The organism is Streptomyces sp. NPDC093109 (assembly GCF_040701725.1).
Lineage (GTDB): Bacteria > Actinomycetota > Actinomycetes > Streptomycetales > Streptomycetaceae > Streptomyces.
Window position 1 is genome coordinate 39,915 of sequence record NZ_JBFBEZ010000035.1, and the last position, 19,863, is coordinate 59,777.

A 19,863-nucleotide genomic window follows, 5' to 3' on the forward strand; every position below is an offset into this window, starting at 1 on the left:
TCCGTGCCGTCGTGTAGCGCGCCCAAACGCTACCGGTACGGGAAAGTTACGTGCATTCACCCCTTCCGGTGGTGCGACGGACAACCGTCCATCACACCACCGGGTTGTCCGCTTACGGTCGTCCCGCTGTGAGTCGCCGATCAACGGCGGCTGTCCACAAGGGATATCGGGGGTGCGCTCGTGCGGATCGGACTGCTCACGGACGGTGGATACCCGTACGCGACGGGTGAGTCCAGGCTCTGGTGCGACCGGCTCGTACGCGGGCTCGCACCGCACGAGTTCGACGTCTACGCGCTGAGCCGCAGCGCACGGCAGGAGGCCGCCGGCTGGATACGGCTGCCCGACCGGGTCACGCGGGTGCGGACCGCGCCGCTCTGGACCCCGGCCGGTCACGGGCCGTACGGCCGCGGCCCGCGCGGACTCGGGCGGCGCGACCGGCGCCGGTTCGCGGACGCCTTCGCCCAGCTGGCCACCGCGGTCTGCGCCGCACGCTCGGACGACGCGACCGCCGCCGACGCCTTCGCGGCGGGTCTCTACGGCCTCGCCGACCTGGCGGGCGAGCACGGAAAGGGGCACGGGCAAGGGCGCGGACACGGGCACGGACACGGGCCCGGGCGCGGACATGGGCACGCGTACGGGTACGGCGGGCTGGGCGCCGCGCTCCGCTCGGAGAGCGCCGTACGGCTGCTGGAGTCGGCCTGCCGGGCGCCCGGCGCGCGCCGGAGCGCGCAGGCCGCCACCGTCCCCGACTTCCTGGTCTTCGCCGACCGCCTGGAGCGCGCGCTGCGCCCCCTCTCGCTCGACTGGTACGGGGACGACGGGCTGGCCGCCGTGGACCTCTGCCACGCTGCCTCCGGCGGCCCGGCCGCACTGCCGGGACTGCTGGCCAAACGCTTCTTCGGGGTGCCGCTGCTGGTCACCGAGTACGGCGTACGGCTGCGGGCGCACTACCTCGCGACCGGCGCGCCGGACGGCGCCGAGGGCACGGCGGGGGACGCGGGGGAGGCGTACGCCGGTCTCCGGACGCCGGTCCGCGCGCTGCTCGCCGCCTTCCACCGGCTGCTGGCCGCCGAGGTCTACCGGCAGGCCGGCGCCATCACCCCCGGCAACGCGCACGCCCGCCGCTGGCAGGAGCGGTGCGGCGCCGACCGCGCCAAGCTCCGCACGGTCCACCCCGGCATGGAGGCGCGGCGGTTCGAGGGCGTGGGCGAGGCGGCGAGCGGGGACGGCCGGCGGGACACGGACCCGGACGGGGCCCGCGACAGTGACGGCGCCGCCGTCCTCGGCGGTGACCCGACGACCGTCGTCTGGGTCGGCCGGATCGAGCCCGGCAAGGACCTGATCTCGCTGCTGCACGCCTTCGCCGTGATCCACGGCGCCGAACCGGCCGCGCGGCTGCGGATCGTGGGCGCGCCCGTCGAGGAGCCCGGGGCCGCCGCGTATCTCACCCACTGCCGGGGGCTCGCCGCGCAGCTCTTCCCCGACGAGGCGGCGGACGCGCACACCGTCGGCGAGAACCCCGTCTCCTTCGAGGAGATCGGCGGCCCCGAGGCGCCCGACCTGCCCGGCGTCTACGCGGCGGCCGGGGTGATCGTCCTGTCCAGCGTCGTCGAGGGCTTCCCGATCAGCCTGGTCGAGGCGATGTTCTGCGGACGCGCCACGGTCTCCACGGACGTCGGCGCGGTCGTCGAGGTCATCGGCGGTACGGGGCTGGTGGTGCCCCCGCGCAATCCGCGGGCGCTCGCCGACGCCTGCCTCACCCTGCTGCGCGACCCCGAGCGCCGGGCGCGGCTCGGCGCGGCGGCGCGCGCCCGCGCACTGGAGCTCTTCACCGTCGAACAGAATCTCGCGGCCTTCCGCTCCCTCTACCTCGAACTCATCTCGCACGCGCCCGTCCGGCGCCCGGCCGAGGCCGTCGGCGCCGACGGGGAGCCGCTGCTCTTCGCGACACCGCCCGAGATGTACGTCCCCGGGCGGTGGACGGCCGGCAGCCAGGCCCGGGCGTCGGAGCCGACCCCGGCGTCCGAGCCGGCCCAGGCCCCGGCCCAGGCCCAGGCCCCGGCCCCTGAGTCGGACCGTCTGACGGAGGCATCCGCATGACCGCACAGACCACCCCGCCCGGACAGGTCAGAGCCCCCGCCCGCCGGGGACCGGCCGATCCCGTCAAGGCGCTGATGCACCGTCACCGGGATCTGTGCGAACGGGCCGTCGACCCGCTGGAGATCGCGGCCGGGCTCGAAGCCCACGGGATCACCGACCGGACCGCCGCCCGCTTCCGCCACCGCGACGTCTTCTCGCTCGCCGAGGAGCTGTACGCGCGCGTGCCGCGCGCCACGGACACGGACGGTGCCGCCGTCGTCGTCCAGGGGCCCGGCCCCGCGGGCCCCGCCCGCTGGACCGCCTACGCGCTGCTGCCCGGCGCCGTCTGCGCCGCCACCCTCGTAGGGCTCGACCACAGCACAGGACAGGGCCGGCTCGCGATAGGACTGGCGGGGGCGCTCGCGCTCTCCGGCGCGCTCTCCGCCTGCCTCCGGCGCGGCCCGCTGCGCACCGAGGGCCGTACGTTCCCCGCCGCGGGGCTCTGGACGTACTGGCTGCTCGGCTACCTGCTGTGCGGCGACGGACTCCTCGCCGCGCTCGTCGCCGGCGGGCCCGACGGCCCCTGGCCCGGGTCGCTCACCCCGCTGGCCGTGCTCGCCCTCGCCGTCGTCCCCGCCGCCTGGTGCGCCCACCTCTTCGCCGTACACGCCCGGCGCAGGCTGCACGGCAGCCGCGGCCTGGCCGACTTCACCGCGGGCGCGCGCCCCCTGCTGCTCACGCTCGTCGGGCTGTACGCCCTGGCCGTGACCGGCCTGTCGCTGCTCGCCGCGTACACCCCCGGAGGGGTGGAAGGCACGGAGACGCTCGCGCCCACCGTCGCCCTCGGCACCCTGTTCCTGCTCGCCAGGCTCCTGACGGTCCACGGCTTCCCGGAGTCCGCCGCCACCGGACTCGCCGCCGCCTGCGCGGCCGAAGCACTGGCCTGCGCGACCGCCCTGGCGGGCCGGATCCCCGGCTGCGGCTTCCTCGCCGTACCCGTCAGGGCAGTGGTCGACGCCGCCGGCGCCGGCGCCGTGTCCGCGCTCGCCTGCGGCGCCGCCGCCCTCGGACTGCTCACCCATGCCGCCGTCGCCCTCTCCCGGGCCTCGGCGCACACCTGAACCACCCGAAGCACACACCAGAGAAACCAAAGAAGGAGACATCAGAGATGAGCCCGCAATCCCCCTCACCGGCCGGGGTACCGGACCGTCGGCACACGGGGGCCGCGCGATGAGGGTCCTCCTGCTCGGCGCCAACGGATTCCTCGGCCGCTTCGTGGCCGACCGGCTGCTCGCCGACCCCGCCGTCCACCTCACCGCGCTCGGCCGCGGCGACGACGCCGACGTACGGTTCGACCTCGCCGGCGGCAGCCCCGGAGCGCTCACCCGCTTCCTGGACGCCGTACACCCCGGAGTCGTCATCAACTGCGCGGGCGCCACCCGGGGCGGCGCCCGCGAGCTGACCCGGCACAACACGGTCGCCGTCGCCACCGTCTGCGAGGCGCTGCGCCGCAGCGGCTGCGGCGCCCGGCTCGTCCAGCTCGGCTGCGCCTCCGAGTACGGGCCCTCCCCGCAGGGCTCCTCGACCGCCGAGGACGCCGTGCCCCGGCCCGGCAACCCCTATGGCGTGAGCAAGCTCGCCGCCTCCGAACTCGTCCTGGGCTCCGGGCTCGACGCCCTCGTCCTGCGGATTTTCTCCCCGGTGGGTCCCGGCACCCCCGCCGGATCGCCGCTCGGCCGGCTCGCGGAGGCCATGCGGCGCGCCATGCAGGCCGGCGACGGCGAGCTGAAGCTCGGCGGCCTCGGCGTCCAGCGCGACTTCGTCGACGTACGCGATGTGGCGCGCGCCGTGCACGCCGCCTCGCTCTCCGCCGCGCAGGGCATCGTCAACATCGGTACCGGACGCGCCGTCAAGCTCCGTGACGCCGCCGCCGTACTGGCCAGGGTCGCGGGCTACGCCGGGGCGCTCCACGAGATCGACCTGCCGGGCGGTCAGGGCGGCCCCGGCGACCCCCGGCCGCTGCGTCCTGGCCATGCCGCCATCGGCCACCCCCGGGGCGAGCCGATGGCCGAGCACCTCGGCGTCGGTCCCTTCCCGTACCCCGATGGCTGCGGTGCCTTTCAGCAGGCCGACGTACGCACCGCGCGCGACCGGCTGGGCTGGCGGCCCCGGATCAATCTGGAGGAGTCACTCGCCGATATCTGGATGGAGGCGGCGTGCCGTATCTGACCAGCGCGGGCGGCCGGCTCCCCGCCACGGAGGGGAGCCGGCTCGGCTTCGGCGTGCCGGGGTACGCGCATCCGCTGCTCGCGCCGGTCGAGTGGGCCGAGCTGACCCGTCCGGGCACCCCGCTGCACTGGGCCGTCCTCAATGTCGCGGACGGCCCCGGCGACCGGCCCGACCCGGACTGCCTGACGGCGGCGGGCCGGCTCACCAACGCCGGGGGCCGGGTGCTCGGCCATCTCGACCTGGCGTACGGCGCCCGGCCGTTCGACGAGGTCGTCGCCGACGCGGGACGCTTCCTCGACTGGTACCGCGTCGGCGGGTTCTTCCTCGACCGGTGCCCGACGGGCCGCGCGGAACTCCCCGGCGTACGGCGGACGACGGCCGCCCTCGAAGCGCTCCTCGACGGCGGACAGGGCGCGCGCCGGTACAGCACTTACGACACGTACGACGAGCACCGCGCGTACCACCCCCGTAGGGGGTACGACGGCGGCTATCTGGTGCTCGGACACGGCCGTCATCCGCACCCCGGCTACGCCAAGATCGCCGACCAGCTGGTCACGTTCTCCGGCCCGTGGACGGATTACCGCTGGTCACAGGCGGCCCCCTGGACGGCGGACTATCCGTCCGGACGCTTCGTCCATCTCGTCCACGGGGTGCCGCGCGGCCATCTGGAGGAGGCGATGCGGATCGCCCGCTGGCAGGGCGCGGGCACGATCTTCTTCACCGACCGGACCGGTCACCCCGACGGCCGGACGGCATGGCACAGCCCCTTCGAGGCGCTGCCCGGTTACTGGGACGAGATCGTCTCGCGAGTCGGACCGGGTGTCTCGGAATGAGAAGGGCCGTGGCAGTGTTACAGGGAGAACATCCGTATTGAATGACCGACCAACCCCCTTGTTGAGGTCTCTGTGTCGTTGCCACCCCTGGTCGAGCCCGCTGCCGAGCTGACCGTCGACGAGGTCCGCAGGTACTCCCGTCATCTGATCATCCCGGACGTCGGGATGGACGGTCAGAAACGGCTGAAGAACGCGAAGGTGCTGTGTGTGGGGGCCGGAGGTCTCGGCTCCCCGGCGCTGATGTACCTGGCCGCCGCCGGTGTCGGCACGCTCGGCATCGTGGAGTTCGACGAGGTCGACGAGTCGAACCTGCAGCGCCAGATCATCCACAGCCAGGCCGACATCGGCCGGTCGAAGGCGGCGTCCGCGCGGGACTCCGTGCTCGGCATCAACCCCTACGTGAACGTGATCCTCCACGAAGAGCGGCTTGAGGCCGAGAACGTGATGGAGATCTTCGCGCAGTACGACCTGATCGTGGACGGCACGGACAACTTCGCCACCCGCTACCTGGTCAACGACGCCTGCGTGCTGCTGGACAAGCCGTACGTCTGGGGTTCGATCTACCGGTTCGACGGCCAGGCCAGCGTGTTCTGGTCCGAGCACGGCCCCTGCTACCGCTGCCTCTACCCGGAGCCCCCGCCGCCCGGCATGGTCCCCTCCTGCGCCGAGGGCGGCGTGCTGGGCGTGCTCTGCGCGTCCATCGGCTCCATCCAGGTCACCGAGGCGATCAAGCTGCTGGCGGGCATCGGCGACCCGCTCGTCGGCCGGCTGATGATCTACGACGCCCTGGAGATGCAGTACCGCCAGGTCAAGATCCGCAAGGACCCCGACTGCGCGGTCTGCGGCCCGAACGCGACCGTCACCGAGCTGATCGACTACGAGGCGTTCTGCGGTGTCGTGTCCGAGGAGGCCCAGCAGGCGGCGGCCGGGTCGACGATCACTCCCAAGCAGCTCAAGGAGTGGATCGACGACGGCGAGAACATCGAGATCATCGATGTCCGGGAGCCCAACGAGTACGAGATCGTCTCGATCCCCGGCGCCAAGCTGATCCCGAAGAACGAGTTCCTGATGGGCACCGCCCTGGCGACCCTGCCGCAGGACAAGAAGATCGTCCTGCACTGCAAGACGGGTGTCCGCAGCGCGGAGGTCCTCGCGGTCCTCAAGTCGGCGGGCTTCTCCGACGCGGTGCACGTCGGCGGTGGCGTGATCGGCTGGGTCAACCAGATCGAGCCGAGCAAGCCGATCTACTAGATCGTCAGACGCGGATGAAGGGGCCCGGCCGTATCCGTACGGCCGGGCCCCTCACGCGTTGCCGCTGCCGTCAGCCGCAGACCTTGCCCGCCGCCGGGACCTTGCCGTTCAGCAGGTAGTCGTTGACGGCGCCCTGCACGCAGGTGTCGCCGCTGTCGTACGAGCCGTGCCCCTGCCCGTGGTACGTGACCTCCACGCCGACGCCCTTGCCCAGCGAGTCGACCATGGCCTTGGCGCCCGCGTACGGCGTCGCCGGGTCACCGGTGTTGCCGATGACGACGATCGGGGCGGAGCCCGGCGCGTGCACGTCCGGGTGTGTCCACTCGCCCGCCACCGGCCACTTGGAGCAGCTCATCAGCCCCCAGCCGAGGAAGTCCCCGAAGACGGGCGACGCCCTGCGGAACTCGGGCAGCTTCGCCTTCGTCTGCGCCAGGGTGTAACGCTCCTTGGAGTCGGCGCAGTTGACCGCCGCGTTGGCCGCCTGGATGTTGCTGTACTTCCCGTACTGGTCGCGCCCGTTCATCGAGTCCGAGAGCGCCTGAAGCAGCGCGCCGCTGCCGCCGTCCGCCTCGTCGAGCCCCTGCTCCAGATACGGCCAGAACTCCTTCGAGTACAGCGCCTGGGCGATGCCGTTGGTGGCCTGGGTCCGGGTCAGCTTCCGGTTGCCGATGCCCGCGATCGGCTGCTTGCCGATCCGGTCGAGCAGCCCGATGATGTACGACTCGATCTCCTTCGGCGTCGTGCCGGGCAGCTTGCAGGAGCCCGCGCGGGCGACACAGTCCTTCTCGAAGTTGGTCAGGGCGAGCTGGAAGCCCTTCGCCTGGCCGAGCGAGCCCTGTTCGGAGTTCTGCGTCGGATCGACCACGGCGTCGAAGACCGCGCGGCCGACGGACTTCGGGTACAGGTGCGCGTAGACGCCGCCCAGCTCGGTGCCGTACGAGATCCCGAAGTAGTGCATCTTCTTGTCGCCGAGTACCTGGCGCATCAGCTCCATGTCGCGCGCCGCGTTGGTCGTCCCGACGTACGGCAGCACCTTGCCGGAGTTCTTCTCGCAGGCCGCCGCGAAGTTGGCCAGCCCCTTGACGAAGGTCTTCTCGGCGGCAGGGGTGGCCGGGCTGCCGTCCTGGGCGAAGTACGCGTCGAGCTGCCGGTCGTTCTCGCACTGGACGCCGGCGCTGCGGCCGACCCCGCGCGGGTCGAAGCTGACCAGGTCGTAACGGGCGCGGAGCTTCTCGTAGTCGCTCGCGAAGGCCGGCAGCCCGGTGATGCCGGAGCCGCCGGGCCCGCCGAAGTTGAAGATGAGCGAACCGATCCGCTGCTTCGTGTCGCGCGCCTTCGCCCGGATGAGGGCCAGCTCGATGGTGTCGCCGCCCGGTTTCGCGTAGTTGAGCGGCACCTTCATGGTGGCGCACTCCCACCGGGTCCCGCCGGGCAGCGGGGACGGGGACGGGCCGCCGCCCTCCGAGGCCGACGGCGCCGGACACGCCTTCCAGCCGAGCCGCTGGGACACGAGGCTCCTGGGCAGGTCCGTGGACGGGGCGGCGCCGGTGGGGGAGTTCGCCCGTACGGAGGTCCCGGAGGTCTCGGTGGTCCCGGATGTCCCGGTGGTCCCGGAGGTTCCGGTGGACCCGGTGTTGCTGTCGGAGCATCCGGAGGCGGCCAGCAGTGCGGCGGCGGTGACGGCGAGCGCCGTGCCGCGCCGGGCGGAGATGGTTGGCATGGATCCATCGTGCGCCCGGCGGGTGAGGGCCGCGCGGGGCCGCGGTCCATGCGGGTGGCGGGGGTGCCGGGGCGGCCTCAGGGGGAGACCGCTCCGGGCGCCCGCGCGCCCTACGGGGCTCCCTCACCAGCTCCCTCACCAGCTCCCCCTACAGGGCTCCCTTACGGGTCAGGTGCGAGAAGCTCAGCCACCCCGGCAGCACCGGCAGCCACAGCGTCAGCAGCCGGTACAGCAGCACCGCCGGCGCGGCGACCTCCTTCGGCAGCCCGACCGCGAGCAGACCCAGCGTCAGCGCGCCCTCGACCGCGCCCACCCCGCCCGGCGTCGGCGCCGCCGAGCCCAGCGCGTTGCCCGCGAGGAAGACCACCGCGATACTCGCGTAACTCAGCTGCTGGTTGCCGTTGTCGAACGCCCGGATCGAGGCGTCCAGACACATCACGAACACGCCCGTCAGCAGCAGCATCCCGCCGATGCCGGTGACCAGCTTCATCGGCCGCTGGAGCACATCGAGCATGCGCGGCACCACCCCGGCGAACAGCGACCGCAGCCGGGTTGCCACGAACTTCCGCAGGAACGGGATCGCCGTCACGACCAGGACCAGCACGGCGACCGTCAGCAGCCCCGCGATCACGGTCCTCGACGGGGTCAGCGACGCCGTCTTCTCCGTACCGGTGAGATAGCCGAACGACAGCAGCAGCAGGATGTGCGCGCCGAGCCCGAAGAGCTGCGACGCGCCGACGCTCGCCACGGCCAGCCCGGGCCGTACCCCGGAGCGCTGGAGGAAGCGCGTGTTCAGCGCCACCCCGCCGACCGCCGCCGGAGCGACGATCTTGACGAACGACCCGGCGACCTGCGCCATCACCGTCCGCCCGAACGGCACCCGTTCCGGTACGAAACCGAGCAGGCTCATCGCCGCGGCGACATAGCTGAGCGCCGAGAACGCCAGCGCCGCCAGCACCCAGCCCCAGTGCGCGTCGCTGACGACCGTGCCGAAGTCCACCTGCGTGATCTGCGTCAGCAGGAAGTACGCGGCGACCGCCCCGGCGATGAAGCTGAAGAGCGTCCGCGGCTTGATCCGCTCCAGCCGTACGGGTTCGACGGGCGCCTGCGGCCGGATCAGCAGCACCTGCCGGCGCATCTGTGAGAGCAGATCCTCCTCGCGGGCCTCGTCGAGCGCGTCGTCTATGGCCCGTTTCTCCGCCTGCTTCTCCGCGCGCAGCGACTTCCGCGCGGCCTTGCGGTCGCCGTCCGACGCGAGCGTGTCCGTGTCCGTCACCCGGGCGCGCTTGTTCGCCTCGGACGCCTGGAGCACCGCCTCGCGCTCGCGCTGCGAGCGCTCGCGGGCCAGCCGGCGCAGCGTCGCGCGCGTGGAGCGGCTCAGCGCGATCGGCTGGAGCAGCGGCAGCGCGTCGGCGATCGCGTCGGGGCCCAGCACCTCGGCCGCCGCGGCGACCGAGCGCTCGGCGCCCACCCGCAGCCCCATCGTGGTGAGCATCTGGGCGGTGTCCATGCGCAGCAGCAGATCGCCCGCGGCGATCTCGCCGCCGCGCAGCTCGGTGAGGATCACCTTGCCGGCGCGGTCGACCACCAGCGCGTCCCCGGTGAGGCTGCGGTGCGCGATCCGCCGTGACTGGAGCGCCTTGACCTGGCGCCAGGCGCTGCGGACCAGATCGTCGGTGATCTCCTCGTCCGGCAGGGAGTCCAGCGACCGGGCGCCGAGGTGCTCGTACACCAGCATGACGGCGTCGGGGCCCAGCTCGGAGGTGGCGATCAGCTTGGGGGCGTTGGCGCCCGCGGCGATGGCCGCGTACGCCAGGAGCGCCTCCTGTTCGAGGGCCTGGCGCAGGGAGGGGAGGGATCTTCGGGTGGTGATGGAGCGCAGCGTCAGCCAGCGCCAGAACCGGTAGTAGAAGCCGTGGGCCTGCTGTTCGCGGTCGACGACCGTGACATCGAGCGGCGGCCCGTCCTCCAGGGTGACCAGATAGCGGCGCCCCCGGTCGCCCTGCTCGGCGCTGTCGTCGGCGTCCTCCGCGCGCATCGCGCTGACCGGGCGGAAGCCGACGTGGCGCAGACCCGCCATCAGGTTCTGCCCGGTGGGCCGTACGTTGGGCGAGCCGACCGTGTAGAGCGTGCCGTACGCGACGGTCCAGCCGATCAGTACGGTCAGCGCGATCGAGAACGGGGTGGTGTACCCGGCGACCAGCATCGCGAAGGCGTCGAGCAGCAGCACCACCCAGAGGACGACGCGCCAGCGGGGTCTGCGGGCCATCCCCACGGCCGTCATATAGGCGATGACGGGCGCGAGATAGCCGTGGACGGGATCGGTGATCCCCGCGCCGCCGAGCTGCGGCCGGGTCAGCGCCTCCTGGATGGACTCCGGGGCGGTCCTGGTGACCCAGAGGTCGGTGGCGAGCGTGACGCCGTGCGCGAGGACGGCGGCGAGCACCCCGTCGGCGATGCGCAGCCCGTCGCGCTTGATCAGCCGCTCGATCGCGAACGCGACCGGCACCAGCAGGACCGCGATGCTGGAGATCAGGCCGGCCAGCTTCACGATCAGGTCGGGGGCCTGCCCGGTGCCCTTGCTGATGTCCTGTTCGAGTCCTGATGTGGTGCCGTGGGCGAAGGCGGAGAGGCCGAGGACGAGCGCGATGGCGAGGATGCCGATGAGCAGGCGCAGCAGGTCGGAGGGGCGGTGGACACGGGCGGCGAGCAGGGGCTCGTCACCGGAGACCCGCTCGGCGTGGGAGACGCCGCCGTCCGCGCGGGTCGCGCCGTCGCAGCCGTCGAGGGGATCGCCGGTGTCCTCGGAGTCCTGGCGCGGCGTGTCGTCGGGGTCCGGGCGATCGGCGTCAGGGCGTTCGGGGGCCGGGTGTTCGACGTCAGGGTGTTCGCCGTCGGGGCGTTCGGGGTTCGGGCGTGAGCCGTCGCCGGAGGTACCCGCTGCCGCGGAAGGCTGCACGGCCCGCCCCTTCGCCGAATCGGTCTCGTCTTGATCGCGTATCACCAGTCACCGCCCGCACGATGGTGGCACGAGCGGATGACAGACGGGGGCATCAGGGTGCAATGCGGGGGCATCGGACGCGCGAGTTTGCGGTCCTTTGCGTACGTACGTACACAGGGTGACGGCGCGGAAACGCTCCGGCGTGATGTCGGGCGTGGTGTCGGGCGTGATGTCCGCCGGGGCCCGGCGGGGTGTCGGTGGCGTGCGGCAGGATGGGACGGATGACGAACGACGAGTCCGACGCGCCGGCGCTGCCCGTGTACGCGGAACGCGTGCTGGAGGTCGCCGAGCTGATCCCGCCCGGAAGAGTGATGACCTACGGCGATGTCGCGGAGTGGCTCGGCGACGGCGGGCCGCGCCAGGTGGGCCGGGCGATGTCCCTCTACGGCGGCGCTGTGCCGTGGTGGCGCGTGGTGCGGTCCGACGGCGCGTTCCTGCCCGGCCACGAACTGCGCGCGCTGGACCACTACCGCGAGGAGGGCACCCCGCTGCGCGGGGCCGGCCGGGCGGCCGAGGGGCATCTGCCGCGGCTGGACATGAAACGGGCGCGATGGGACGGCACGGACGGCACCGACACGGGCGAAAAGGCTCACATATGACAGCTTCCGGCATCGGACCGCGTGACGGGAGACACGGCGCCGCCGGGCCGGCCGCCGGGGGCACCGGCGGGGACCCGGGCGCGGGCCGACCCGTACGGGGCGCGTAGCGTCGACGGCGCCCGCCCCGCGCACGCGGCGCGCCGTACGTACGCCGCGAGCTGTACGTACGTCGTGAGCCCCGCGTGCCGCACGTGCTCCGGCCGGAGCGCCGACACCCGTCGCGCGCCCCGGCTCCGTCTCCACCCGCACTCCACCAGCCTTCCAGGACCGGCGAACCACGTGACCATCCCTTCCTCCACCGGGTCTACGCCCCGGGCTTCCACCGGGTTCTCCACCGGGTCCTCCGCCATGGCCTCACCCGGGCGTCAGCCGTACCGCAAGGCACGGCAGCGGACCCCGGGCGCGTACCGGCTGGTGCGTACCCCGCCGGCACCGGTGGCCCCTCCTGTGCTGGACGCGGCGCAGCGCCGGGTGGTTGATCACGCGGCCGGTCCGATGCTGGTGCTGGCAGGACCGGGCACGGGCAAGACGACGACGCTGGTGGAATCGGTCGCCGCGCGGGTCGCCCGGGGCGCCGACCCCGAACGGATCCTGGTGCTGACCTTCAGCCGCAAGGCGGCGGTGGAGCTGCGCGACCGGATGGCGGTCCGGCTCGGCGGCACCCGCGGACCGCAGGCGACCACCTTCCACTCCTTCTGCTACGCCCTGATCCGCGCCCACCAGGAGGCCGATCTCTTCAGCGAGCCGCTGCGGCTGCTCTCCGGCCCCGAGCAGGACCTCGCCGTGCGCGAACTGCTCGCGGGCCAGCTCCAGCTGGAGCGCGAGGGGCGCGGGCGGGTGCGCTGGCCGGACGAGCTGCGGGCGTGTCTGACAACGCGCGGCTTCGCCGACGAGGTCAGGGCCGTCCTCGCCCGCAGCCGCGAACTGGGCCTCGAACCGGACGCGCTGGCGGCGTTCGCACGGCGTACGGGACGGCCGGACTGGTCGGCCGCCGCGTCCTTCCTCGCCGAGTACCTGGACGTCCTGGAGCTGCAAGGGGTCCTCGACTACACGGAGCTGGTGCACCGGGCGGCCAGGCTCGCCGACCGGCCGGAGGTCGCCGCGCGGATCGTGGCGCGCTACGACGCGGTCTTCGTCGACGAGTACCAGGACACCGACCCGGCGCAGGTCGCGCTGTTGCACGCGCTGGCGGGCGGGGGGCGCACGCTGGTCGCCTTCGGCGATCCCGACCAGTCGATCTACACCTTCCGGGGCGCCGATGTGAACGGCATCCTCGACTTCCCCGACGCCTTCCCGCGCGCCGACGGCCGCCCGGCACCGGTGGAGGTGCTCACCACCTCCCGCCGCTCGGGGGCCCTGCTCCTCGCGGCGACCCGGCTGCTGACCCGCCGGATGCCGCTGACCCGGCTCCCCCCAGGAGCGGTACGGGCCCACCGCGAGCCGGCGGCGGTGCGCGGGGGCGGCAGGGTCGAGACGTACACCTTCCCGACCCCGTCGGCGGAGCTGGACAACATCGCCGACATCCTGCGCCGGGCGCATCTGGAGGACGGTGTCGCCTGGAGCGACATGGCCGTCCTGGTCAGGTCCGGCGGCCGTACGATCCCCTCCGTCCGCCGCGCGCTGACCTCGTCGGGCGTCCCCGTGGAGACCGACGGCGACGATGTGCCGCTGCGCCACGAACCGGCGGTGGCGCCGCTGCTGACGGCGCTGCGGGCGGTGGCGACGGCGTCGCTGGAGGCGTCGCGGGACGCCACCGGGTCCGCCGCCGTACCCGATGCCGCGTCCGGCTCCGGGGTGTGGCTGGACGTGGAGACCGCGCTCACGCTGCTCGCCTCGCCGCTCGGCGGGATGGACTCCGCCGATCTGCGGCGGCTCGGGCGGGCGCTGCGGGACGAGGAGCGGGCCGGCGGCGCGGCCGTCCCCGCACCGTCGGACGTGCTGCTCACACGGGCGGTCGCGGAGCCGGAGCGGCTGGTGGCGCACGACACGGCGTACGCGCGGGGCGCGCGGCGGCTCGGCGCGCTCCTGCACAAGGCGCGCGAGCGGCTCGAAGGGGGCGGCACCGCGGAGGAGGCCCTCTGGGAGCTGTGGCAGGGCACCTCCTGGCCCGGCCGGCTCGAACGGTCCGCCCTGCGCGGCGGCGCCGGCGGCCGTAACGCCGACCGCGACCTCGACGCCGTCTGCGCCCTCTTCGACGCCGCGGCCCGCGCCGAGCGGCGCACCGGGGGGCGCGGCGCGCTCAACTTCCTGGAGGAGCTGGACGCGCAGGACATCGCGGCCGACACCCTGACCCGGCGCACCGTGCGCCCCGACGCCGTACGCCTGATGACGGCCCACCGCGCCAAGGGCCTCGAATGGCCGCTGGTGGTCGTCGCGGGGGTCCAGGAGGGGCTCTGGCCGGACGTACGGCGGCGCGGCTCGCTGCTGGAGGCGGACCGGATCGGCCGGGACGGGCTGGCCGAGCCGCTCACCCCCGGCGCCCTCCTTACGGAGGAGCGGCGCCTCTTCTACGTCGCCGCCACGCGCGCGCGCGACCGGCTCGTCGTCACCGCAGTCAAGGCGCCCGCCGACGACGGCGACCAGCCCTCCCGCTTCCTCACCGAACTCGGCGTCGAGCCCCGGGACATCACCGCCCGCCCCCGCCGCCCGCTCGCCGTCGCCCCCCTGGTCGCCGAATTGCGGGCCACCACCGTCGACCCCGCCGCGAGCCCGGCTCTGCGGGACGCGGCGGCCCTGCGGCTGGCCCGGCTCGCGGCGCTCACCGACGAGGAGGGCCAGGCACTCGTCCCGGCCGCGCACCCGGATCGCTGGTGGGGGATGTACGAGCCGACGCACGGCGAGGTGCCGCTGCGCGAGCGGGACCGGCCCGTCGCGCTCTCCGGCAGCGCGCTGGAGCAGCTGGCCAACACCTGCGCGCTCCAGTGGTTCCTGGGGCGCGAGGTGAAGGCGGACGCGCCTGCCACGGCCGCGCAGGGGTTCGGCAACGTCGTCCACGTCCTGGCCGACGAGGTCGCCTCCGGCCGTACCCCCGCGGACCTCGCCGTCCTGATGAGCCGGCTGGACTCCGTATGGGACGCGCTCGCCTTCGACGCGCCCTGGAAGTCCCAGCAGGAGAAGGAGCACGCGCGCGTGGCGCTCGAACGCTTCCTCAAGTGGCATGTCATGGACCGCGGCGGCAGGGCCCCCGCCGCCACGGAGCACGGCTTCGACGTCACCCTCGAAGCGGGTCCGTACGAAGTACGGATCCGGGGCTCCATGGACCGCGTCGAGCGCGACGCGCAGGGCCGGGCGTACGTGGTCGACTTCAAGACCGGCAAGCAGTCCCCCACGAAGGACGAGGTCGCCCGCCACCCCCAGCTCGCCGTCTACCAGCTCGCCGTGCGCGAGGGCGCCCTCGACGACCTCTTCGACGGCCACCGCCCGGATTCCGCCGGCGCCGAACTCGTCCACCTGCGCCAGGCGGCCCCCGTGAAGGAGGGCGGCGACCAGCTCCCCAAGGTCCAGTCCCAGGAGCCCCTGACGGGCGAGTGGGTCGGCGAACTCCTCACCACCGCGGCCGGCCGCGTCCTCGACGAACGCTTCACCCCCACCACCGGCCAGCACTGCACCCACTGCGCCTTCCGCGCGTCGTGCAGCGCGCGGCCGGAGGGGCGGCAGATCGTGGAGTGAACGGGGAGCCGATCAGGCCCCTGGCGAGGCGATGCTCAGCCCGGCGTTCTCAGCGGCCTTCAGCAGACGGCTGTCGTACGTCACAAAAGTGAGCGGCTCGGCGCCCGGCTGCCCGGCGACGAGCCGCGCGGTGGCCAGATGGACGGCGTCCAGAGAACGTAGTGCCGGGTCCGGGTATGCCGCAGCTGTGGCACGTACCGTCCGGTCGATCTCCAGCAGGTAGAGCCTGGCCAGGACGCCGGGAACACCGGCGAGCGACTGCGGGGCGGTCCGGCGCAGGGCGCGCGGAACTTCCACCTCGACAAGGGCCGAGGCGATCAGTGACTCATCGGGGCGTGCACTCAGCCACGAGATCAGTTCTCCGCTTTCGAGCTCCTGCCGGATCAGTTTCACGACGGCCGCCGAGTCCAGATAGATCACCAGCGTTCCTCTTCGCGCATGGCCGAGATCTCCGCGCCGGTGTCGATGGCGGGGTCCCCCAGTACGGGCGGCAGCGGAAAGGGGCCGCTCATGCTCGGCGCGGTCGCTCGTCCTTCGGCGACCAGCCGGTCGAGCAGTGACTGAGTAGTGGTGATGGGGACCAGTCGCGCGACTGCCGTGCCGCTCACTGTCACCTCCAAGGACTCGCCGCGCTGCACCCGAGCGAGCACGGCGCTCGTGTTCTGATTCAGCTCTCGTACGGGAATGCGGTCCATGATGTCAGCGTAGAACGTCATGTTCTACATGGGTAGGGAGAGTTGGCCCGAACGAGTGATAGGACTGGCCACCTCCATATCCACCGACCCGGCCGTTGTCAGTGGTGCCGGATAACCTTCCCGACATGTCCGTACCCCTCCTCACCGACCCCGAGCGCCTCAAGGAGCTGCTCGGGATCCCCTTCACCCCGGAGCAGATGGCCTGCGTCACCGCGCCGCCCGCCCCGCAGGTGATCGTGGCCGGGGCCGGGTCGGGGAAGACGACGGTGATGGCCGCGCGGGTGGTGTGGCTGGTGGGCAGCGGGCAGGTCGCACCCGAGCAGGTGCTCGGGCTGACGTTCACCAACAAGGCGGCCGGCGAGCTCGCCGAGCGCGTCCGCAAGGCGCTCGTCCGGGCGGGCGTCACCGACCCCGACGCCGCGGACCCCGACCACCCCCCGGGCGAGCCCCGCATCTCCACGTACCACGCCTTCGCGGGCCGCCTCCTCACCGATCACGGGCTGCGGATCGGGCTGGAGCCGACCACCCGGCTGCTCGCCGACGCCACCCGCTTCCAGCTCGCCGCGCGCGTGCTGCGCGAGGCGCCGGGACCGTACCCCGCGCTGACCAAGACGCTGCCCGTGCTGGTCAGCGACCTGCTCGCGCTCGACGCCGAGCTGGCCGAGCATCTCGTACGGCCGGCCGACCTCGCCGCGTACGACACGGAGCTGCTCGCCGCCCTGGACCGCGTCCGGCTCTCCAACGCCGATCTGCGCAAGCTCCCCGAGACCGCCGTCGCCCGCGGCGAGCTGCTCGAACTCGTCGGGCGCTACCGCGAGGCCAAGCGCGCCCGCGACCTGCTCGACTTCGGCGACCAGATCGCCCTCTCCGCCGAACTCGCCACCACCAGGCCCGAGGTCGGCGCCCTCCTCAGGGACGAGTTCCGCGTCGTCCTCCTCGACGAGTACCAGGACACCTCGGTCGCCCAGCGCCTGCTGCTCTCCGGGCTCTTCGGCGGCGGTACGGGCCACGCCGTGACCGCCGTCGGCGACCCCTGCCAGGCGATCTACGGCTGGCGCGGCGCCTCCGTCGCCAACCTGGACGACTTCCCCGCCCACTTCCCGGGCGCCGACGGCGCCCCCGCCGCCCGCTTCTCCCTCAGCGAGAACCGCCGCAGCGGCGGCCGGCTCCTCGACCTCGCCAACGGCCTCGCCGCGCCCCTGCGCGCCATGCACGAAGGCGTCGAGGCACTGCGGCCCGCGCCCGGCGCCGAGCGCGACGGCGGCGTGCGCTGCGCCCTGCTGCCCACCCACGAGGCGGAGATCGAGTGGCTCGCGGACTCCATCGCGCACCTCGTCAGGACCGGCAAGGAGCCCGGCGAGATCGCCGTCCTGTGCCGTACGGCAGGTGACTTCCCGGAGATCCAGGGCGCACTGGTGGCCCGCGACGTGCCCGTCGAGGTCGTCGGGCTCTCCGGGCTGCTCCACCTCCCCGAGGTCGCCGACCTCGTCGCGATGTGCGAAGTCCTCCAGGACCCCGGCGCCAACGCCTCGCTCGTCCGGCTGCTCACCGGCCCCCGCTGGTCCATCGGCCCCCGCGACCTGGCTCTCCTCGGCCGCCGGGCCCGGCTGCTGGTCCACCGGGGACCCGGCGCGGGCTCCGGTGCCGGATCCGGCGCTGACGACGATCTCGGCGCCCGGCTCGCCGCCGCCGTCGAGGGCACCGACCCCGCCGAGGTCATCTCCCTCGCCGACGCGCTCGACACCTTCCTGGACTCGGCGGGCGCCCCCGAGGACGGGCTGCCCTTCTCCGCCGCCGCCCGGGTCCGCTTCGCCCGGCTCGCCACCGAGCTGCGCGAGCTGCGCCGCTCCCTCGCCGACCCCCTGATGGACGTCCTGCACCGGGTCCTGGCCACCACCGGCCTCGACGTCGAACTCTCCGCGTCCCCGCACGCCCTGGCCGCCCGCCGCCGCGAGACCCTCGGCAACTTCCTCGACACCGCCGCCTCCTTCGCCTCCCTCGACGGCGAGGCCGGACTGCTGGCCTTCCTGGCGTTCCTCCGTACGGCCGCCCAGTACGAGAAGGGCCTGGACAACGCGCTGCCCGGCGGGGAGAACACCGTGAAGGTGCTCACCGCCCACAAGTCCAAGGGACTGGAGTGGGACGTCGTCGCCGTACCGGGACTCGTCGCCGGACAGTTCCCCAACAGCAAGGCCCGCGAGGCGTGGACCTTCCAGCCCAAGGTCCTGCCGCACCCGCTGCGCGGTGACGCCCCGACACTTCCCGAGGTGCCCTCCTGGGACGCGAAGGGCATCAAGTCCTTCAAGGAGGCCATGAAGGCGCACCAGCACACGGAGGAGCTGCGCCTCGGCTATGTCACCTTCACCCGGCCGCGCTCCCTGCTGCTCGGCTCCGGCCACTGGTGGGGGCCCGCCCAGAAGCGCCCGCGCGGCCCGTCGGACTTTCTGCACGCCCTGTACGACCACTGTGCGGCCGGTCACGGCGAGATCGAGGTGTGGGCGGACGCCCCGGAGGAGTCCGACCAGAACCCCGCCCTGGAGGCGGAGACCACCCCGCGTCCCTGGCCGCTGCCGCTCGACGGACCGTCCCTGCTCCGCCGGCACCGGGCGGCGGACACGGTCCTGGCGCACCTCGAAGCGCTCCGGGCGGCGGGGGACGGGGACGGCGGGGACGGCGGGGACGGGCCGGTGCCGGATCCGGCACCCGTACCGGAGCCGGAGCCCGAGGTTCCGGGGGAGGGGGACCTCTGGGGCGACCTGTTCCCCCCGGAGGACCCGGAGGACCCGGAGTGCCCGGAGTACCCCGAAGGTCTCGACCCGGAGGGCGGCCCTTACGTACCCCATGACGGTGCCTGGGAGTCCGCCCGCCCTGCGGCGGCCGTCCCCGCCCCACGCCCGCCGACTTCCGTGCCGCCTTCGAGTGACGCGCCGCCTTCCGGCGACGAGCCGCTCACCCCGGAGGAGACCCGCGCCCTCGCCTCCTGGGACCGCGACCTCGACGCCCTCGCCGGCGAGCTGCGGCGCGCCCGCGCCACCGTCCGCGATGTCCTCGTACCGCCGTCCCTCTCCGCCACCGAACTGCTGCGGCTGGCCGAGGACCCCGACGGCTTCGCCCGGGAGCTGGCCCGGCCCATGCCGCGCCCGCCCCGGCCGGCGGCAGCACGCAGGGGCACCCGCTTCCACGCCTGGGTGGAGTCCCGGTTCGAGGAGACGCCCCTCCCGATGCTCGGGCCCGACGAGCTGCCCGGCGGCCCCGAGGACGAGCCCGAGATCATCGACGAACGCGACCTCGCCGAACTCAAGGCCGCGTTCGAACGCACCCCGTACGCCCGCCGCACCCCGTACCGGGTGGAGACGCCCTTCCACCTCAGCCTCGCGGGCCGCCTGATCCGGGGCCGTATCGACGCCGTCTACCGCGTCCCGGCCCCGCACGGCGGCGCGCACGCCTACGCGCACCCCTACGCGCACCCCTACGTGTACGAGATCGTGGACTGGAAGACCGGCAGGACCCGCACCGCCGACCCGCTCCAGCTCGCCGTCTACCGGCTGGCCTGGGCCGAGCAGCTCGGGATTCCGTTGACGGCGGTGACCGCCGCTTTCGTATACATACGGACCGGGGAGGTGGTACGCCCCGAGCGCCTCCCCGCCCGTCCCGAGCTGGAACGACTCCTCACCCACGACCCCCGCGCCACGGACGGCGCGAGCGGCGACGAGAGCGACGACACAGCCACGGACGAGCGAACGTCACATCCGGCAGACGAGACCGCCCGCCGGGCCCGTTAGGCTCG

General features: G+C 73.7%; 12 protein-coding genes. 8 read left to right on the forward strand and 4 right to left on the reverse strand.

Annotated features, from left to right (window positions below; translation table 11 throughout):
- Positions 1 to 180: 180 nt before the first annotated feature.
- The 5 genes from AB0389_RS28230 (at position 181) to moeZ (ending at position 6,392) form a co-directional block, all read left to right on the forward strand.
- Entirely contained in the window at positions 181 to 2,100 is a 1,920-nt protein-coding gene (locus AB0389_RS28230) for a glycosyltransferase (protein ID WP_366398325.1), read from the forward strand.
- Positions 2,097 to 3,200: a hypothetical protein gene (locus AB0389_RS28235; protein WP_366398326.1), complete on the forward strand. Its 1,104-nt coding sequence runs from the start codon at positions 2,097 to 2,099 to the stop codon at positions 3,198 to 3,200. Before AB0389_RS28230 ends, AB0389_RS28235 begins: the two co-directional genes overlap by 4 nt.
- 109 nt (positions 3,201 to 3,309) lie before the next feature.
- A complete protein-coding gene (locus tag AB0389_RS28240) occupies positions 3,310 to 4,308 on the forward strand; it encodes an NAD-dependent epimerase/dehydratase family protein (RefSeq protein ID WP_366398327.1) in 999 nt (332 codons plus the stop codon).
- A complete protein-coding gene (locus tag AB0389_RS28245) occupies positions 4,296 to 5,141 on the forward strand; it encodes a spherulation-specific family 4 protein (RefSeq protein ID WP_366398328.1) in 846 nt (281 codons plus the stop codon). The genes AB0389_RS28240 and AB0389_RS28245 overlap by 13 nt, the downstream gene beginning before the upstream one ends.
- A 72-nt stretch (positions 5,142 to 5,213) precedes the next feature.
- Positions 5,214 to 6,392, forward strand: a complete 1,179-nt coding sequence (moeZ, locus tag AB0389_RS28250; RefSeq protein ID WP_366398329.1) for an adenylyltransferase/sulfurtransferase MoeZ — start codon at positions 5,214 to 5,216, stop codon at positions 6,390 to 6,392.
- A 70-nt stretch (positions 6,393 to 6,462) separates the two neighbouring features.
- On the opposite strand, the gene AB0389_RS28255 is transcribed toward moeZ, so the two are convergent.
- Positions 6,463 to 8,112: an alpha/beta hydrolase gene (locus AB0389_RS28255; protein WP_366398330.1), complete on the reverse strand. Its 1,650-nt coding sequence runs from the start codon at positions 8,110 to 8,112 to the stop codon at positions 6,463 to 6,465.
- Between the two features lie 148 nt (positions 8,113 to 8,260).
- A complete protein-coding gene (locus tag AB0389_RS28260) occupies positions 8,261 to 11,071 on the reverse strand; it encodes a lysylphosphatidylglycerol synthase transmembrane domain-containing protein (RefSeq protein ID WP_366398331.1) in 2,811 nt (936 codons plus the stop codon).
- A gap of 263 nt (positions 11,072 to 11,334) precedes the next feature.
- On the opposite strand from AB0389_RS28260, the gene AB0389_RS28265 reads away from it, so the two are divergent.
- Both AB0389_RS28265 and AB0389_RS28270 read left to right on the forward strand, forming a co-directional pair.
- Positions 11,335 to 11,712, forward strand: coding sequence for an MGMT family protein (locus AB0389_RS28265; RefSeq protein ID WP_366398332.1), 378 nt, complete (start codon positions 11,335 to 11,337; stop codon positions 11,710 to 11,712).
- Between the two features lie 348 nt (positions 11,713 to 12,060).
- On the forward strand, positions 12,061 to 15,381 hold the full coding sequence (locus AB0389_RS28270; protein ID WP_366398333.1) for an ATP-dependent DNA helicase: 3,321 nt from the start codon (positions 12,061 to 12,063) through the stop codon (positions 15,379 to 15,381).
- A gap of 12 nt (positions 15,382 to 15,393) precedes the next feature.
- On the opposite strand, the gene AB0389_RS28275 is transcribed toward AB0389_RS28270, so the two are convergent.
- Together AB0389_RS28275 and AB0389_RS28280 are read right to left on the reverse strand one after the other, a co-directional pair.
- Positions 15,394 to 15,801 (reverse strand): type II toxin-antitoxin system VapC family toxin, encoded by a 408-nt coding sequence (locus AB0389_RS28275; RefSeq protein ID WP_366398334.1) that lies wholly within the window; start codon positions 15,799 to 15,801, stop codon positions 15,394 to 15,396.
- Positions 15,798 to 16,097 (reverse strand): type II toxin-antitoxin system prevent-host-death family antitoxin, encoded by a 300-nt coding sequence (locus AB0389_RS28280; protein ID WP_366398335.1) that lies wholly within the window; start codon positions 16,095 to 16,097, stop codon positions 15,798 to 15,800. Before AB0389_RS28280 ends, AB0389_RS28275 begins: the two co-directional genes overlap by 4 nt.
- Before the next feature lie 104 nt (positions 16,098 to 16,201).
- Between AB0389_RS28280 and AB0389_RS28285 the strand changes: the two genes are divergently transcribed.
- Positions 16,202 to 19,858, forward strand: coding sequence for a UvrD-helicase domain-containing protein (locus tag AB0389_RS28285; RefSeq protein ID WP_366398336.1), 3,657 nt, complete (start codon positions 16,202 to 16,204; stop codon positions 19,856 to 19,858).
- Positions 19,859 to 19,863: the final 5 nt, after the last annotated feature.

Coding starts and splice junctions, on each gene's coding strand:
- AB0389_RS28235 (WP_366398326.1), top strand. CDS start 2,097: ATGACCGCACAGACCACCCCGCCCGGACAGGTCAGAGCCCCCGCCCGC.
- AB0389_RS28240 (WP_366398327.1), top strand. CDS start 3,310: ATGAGGGTCCTCCTGCTCGGCGCCAACGGATTCCTCGGCCGCTTCGTG.
- AB0389_RS28255 (WP_366398330.1), bottom strand. CDS start 8,112: ATGCCAACCATCTCCGCCCGGCGCGGCACGGCGCTCGCCGTCACCGCC.
- AB0389_RS28265 (WP_366398332.1), top strand. CDS start 11,335: ATGACGAACGACGAGTCCGACGCGCCGGCGCTGCCCGTGTACGCGGAA.
- AB0389_RS28270 (WP_366398333.1), top strand. CDS start 12,061: ATGGCCTCACCCGGGCGTCAGCCGTACCGCAAGGCACGGCAGCGGACC.
- AB0389_RS28280 (WP_366398335.1), bottom strand. CDS start 16,097: ATGACGTTCTACGCTGACATCATGGACCGCATTCCCGTACGAGAGCTG.
- AB0389_RS28285 (WP_366398336.1), top strand. CDS start 16,202: ATGTCCGTACCCCTCCTCACCGACCCCGAGCGCCTCAAGGAGCTGCTC.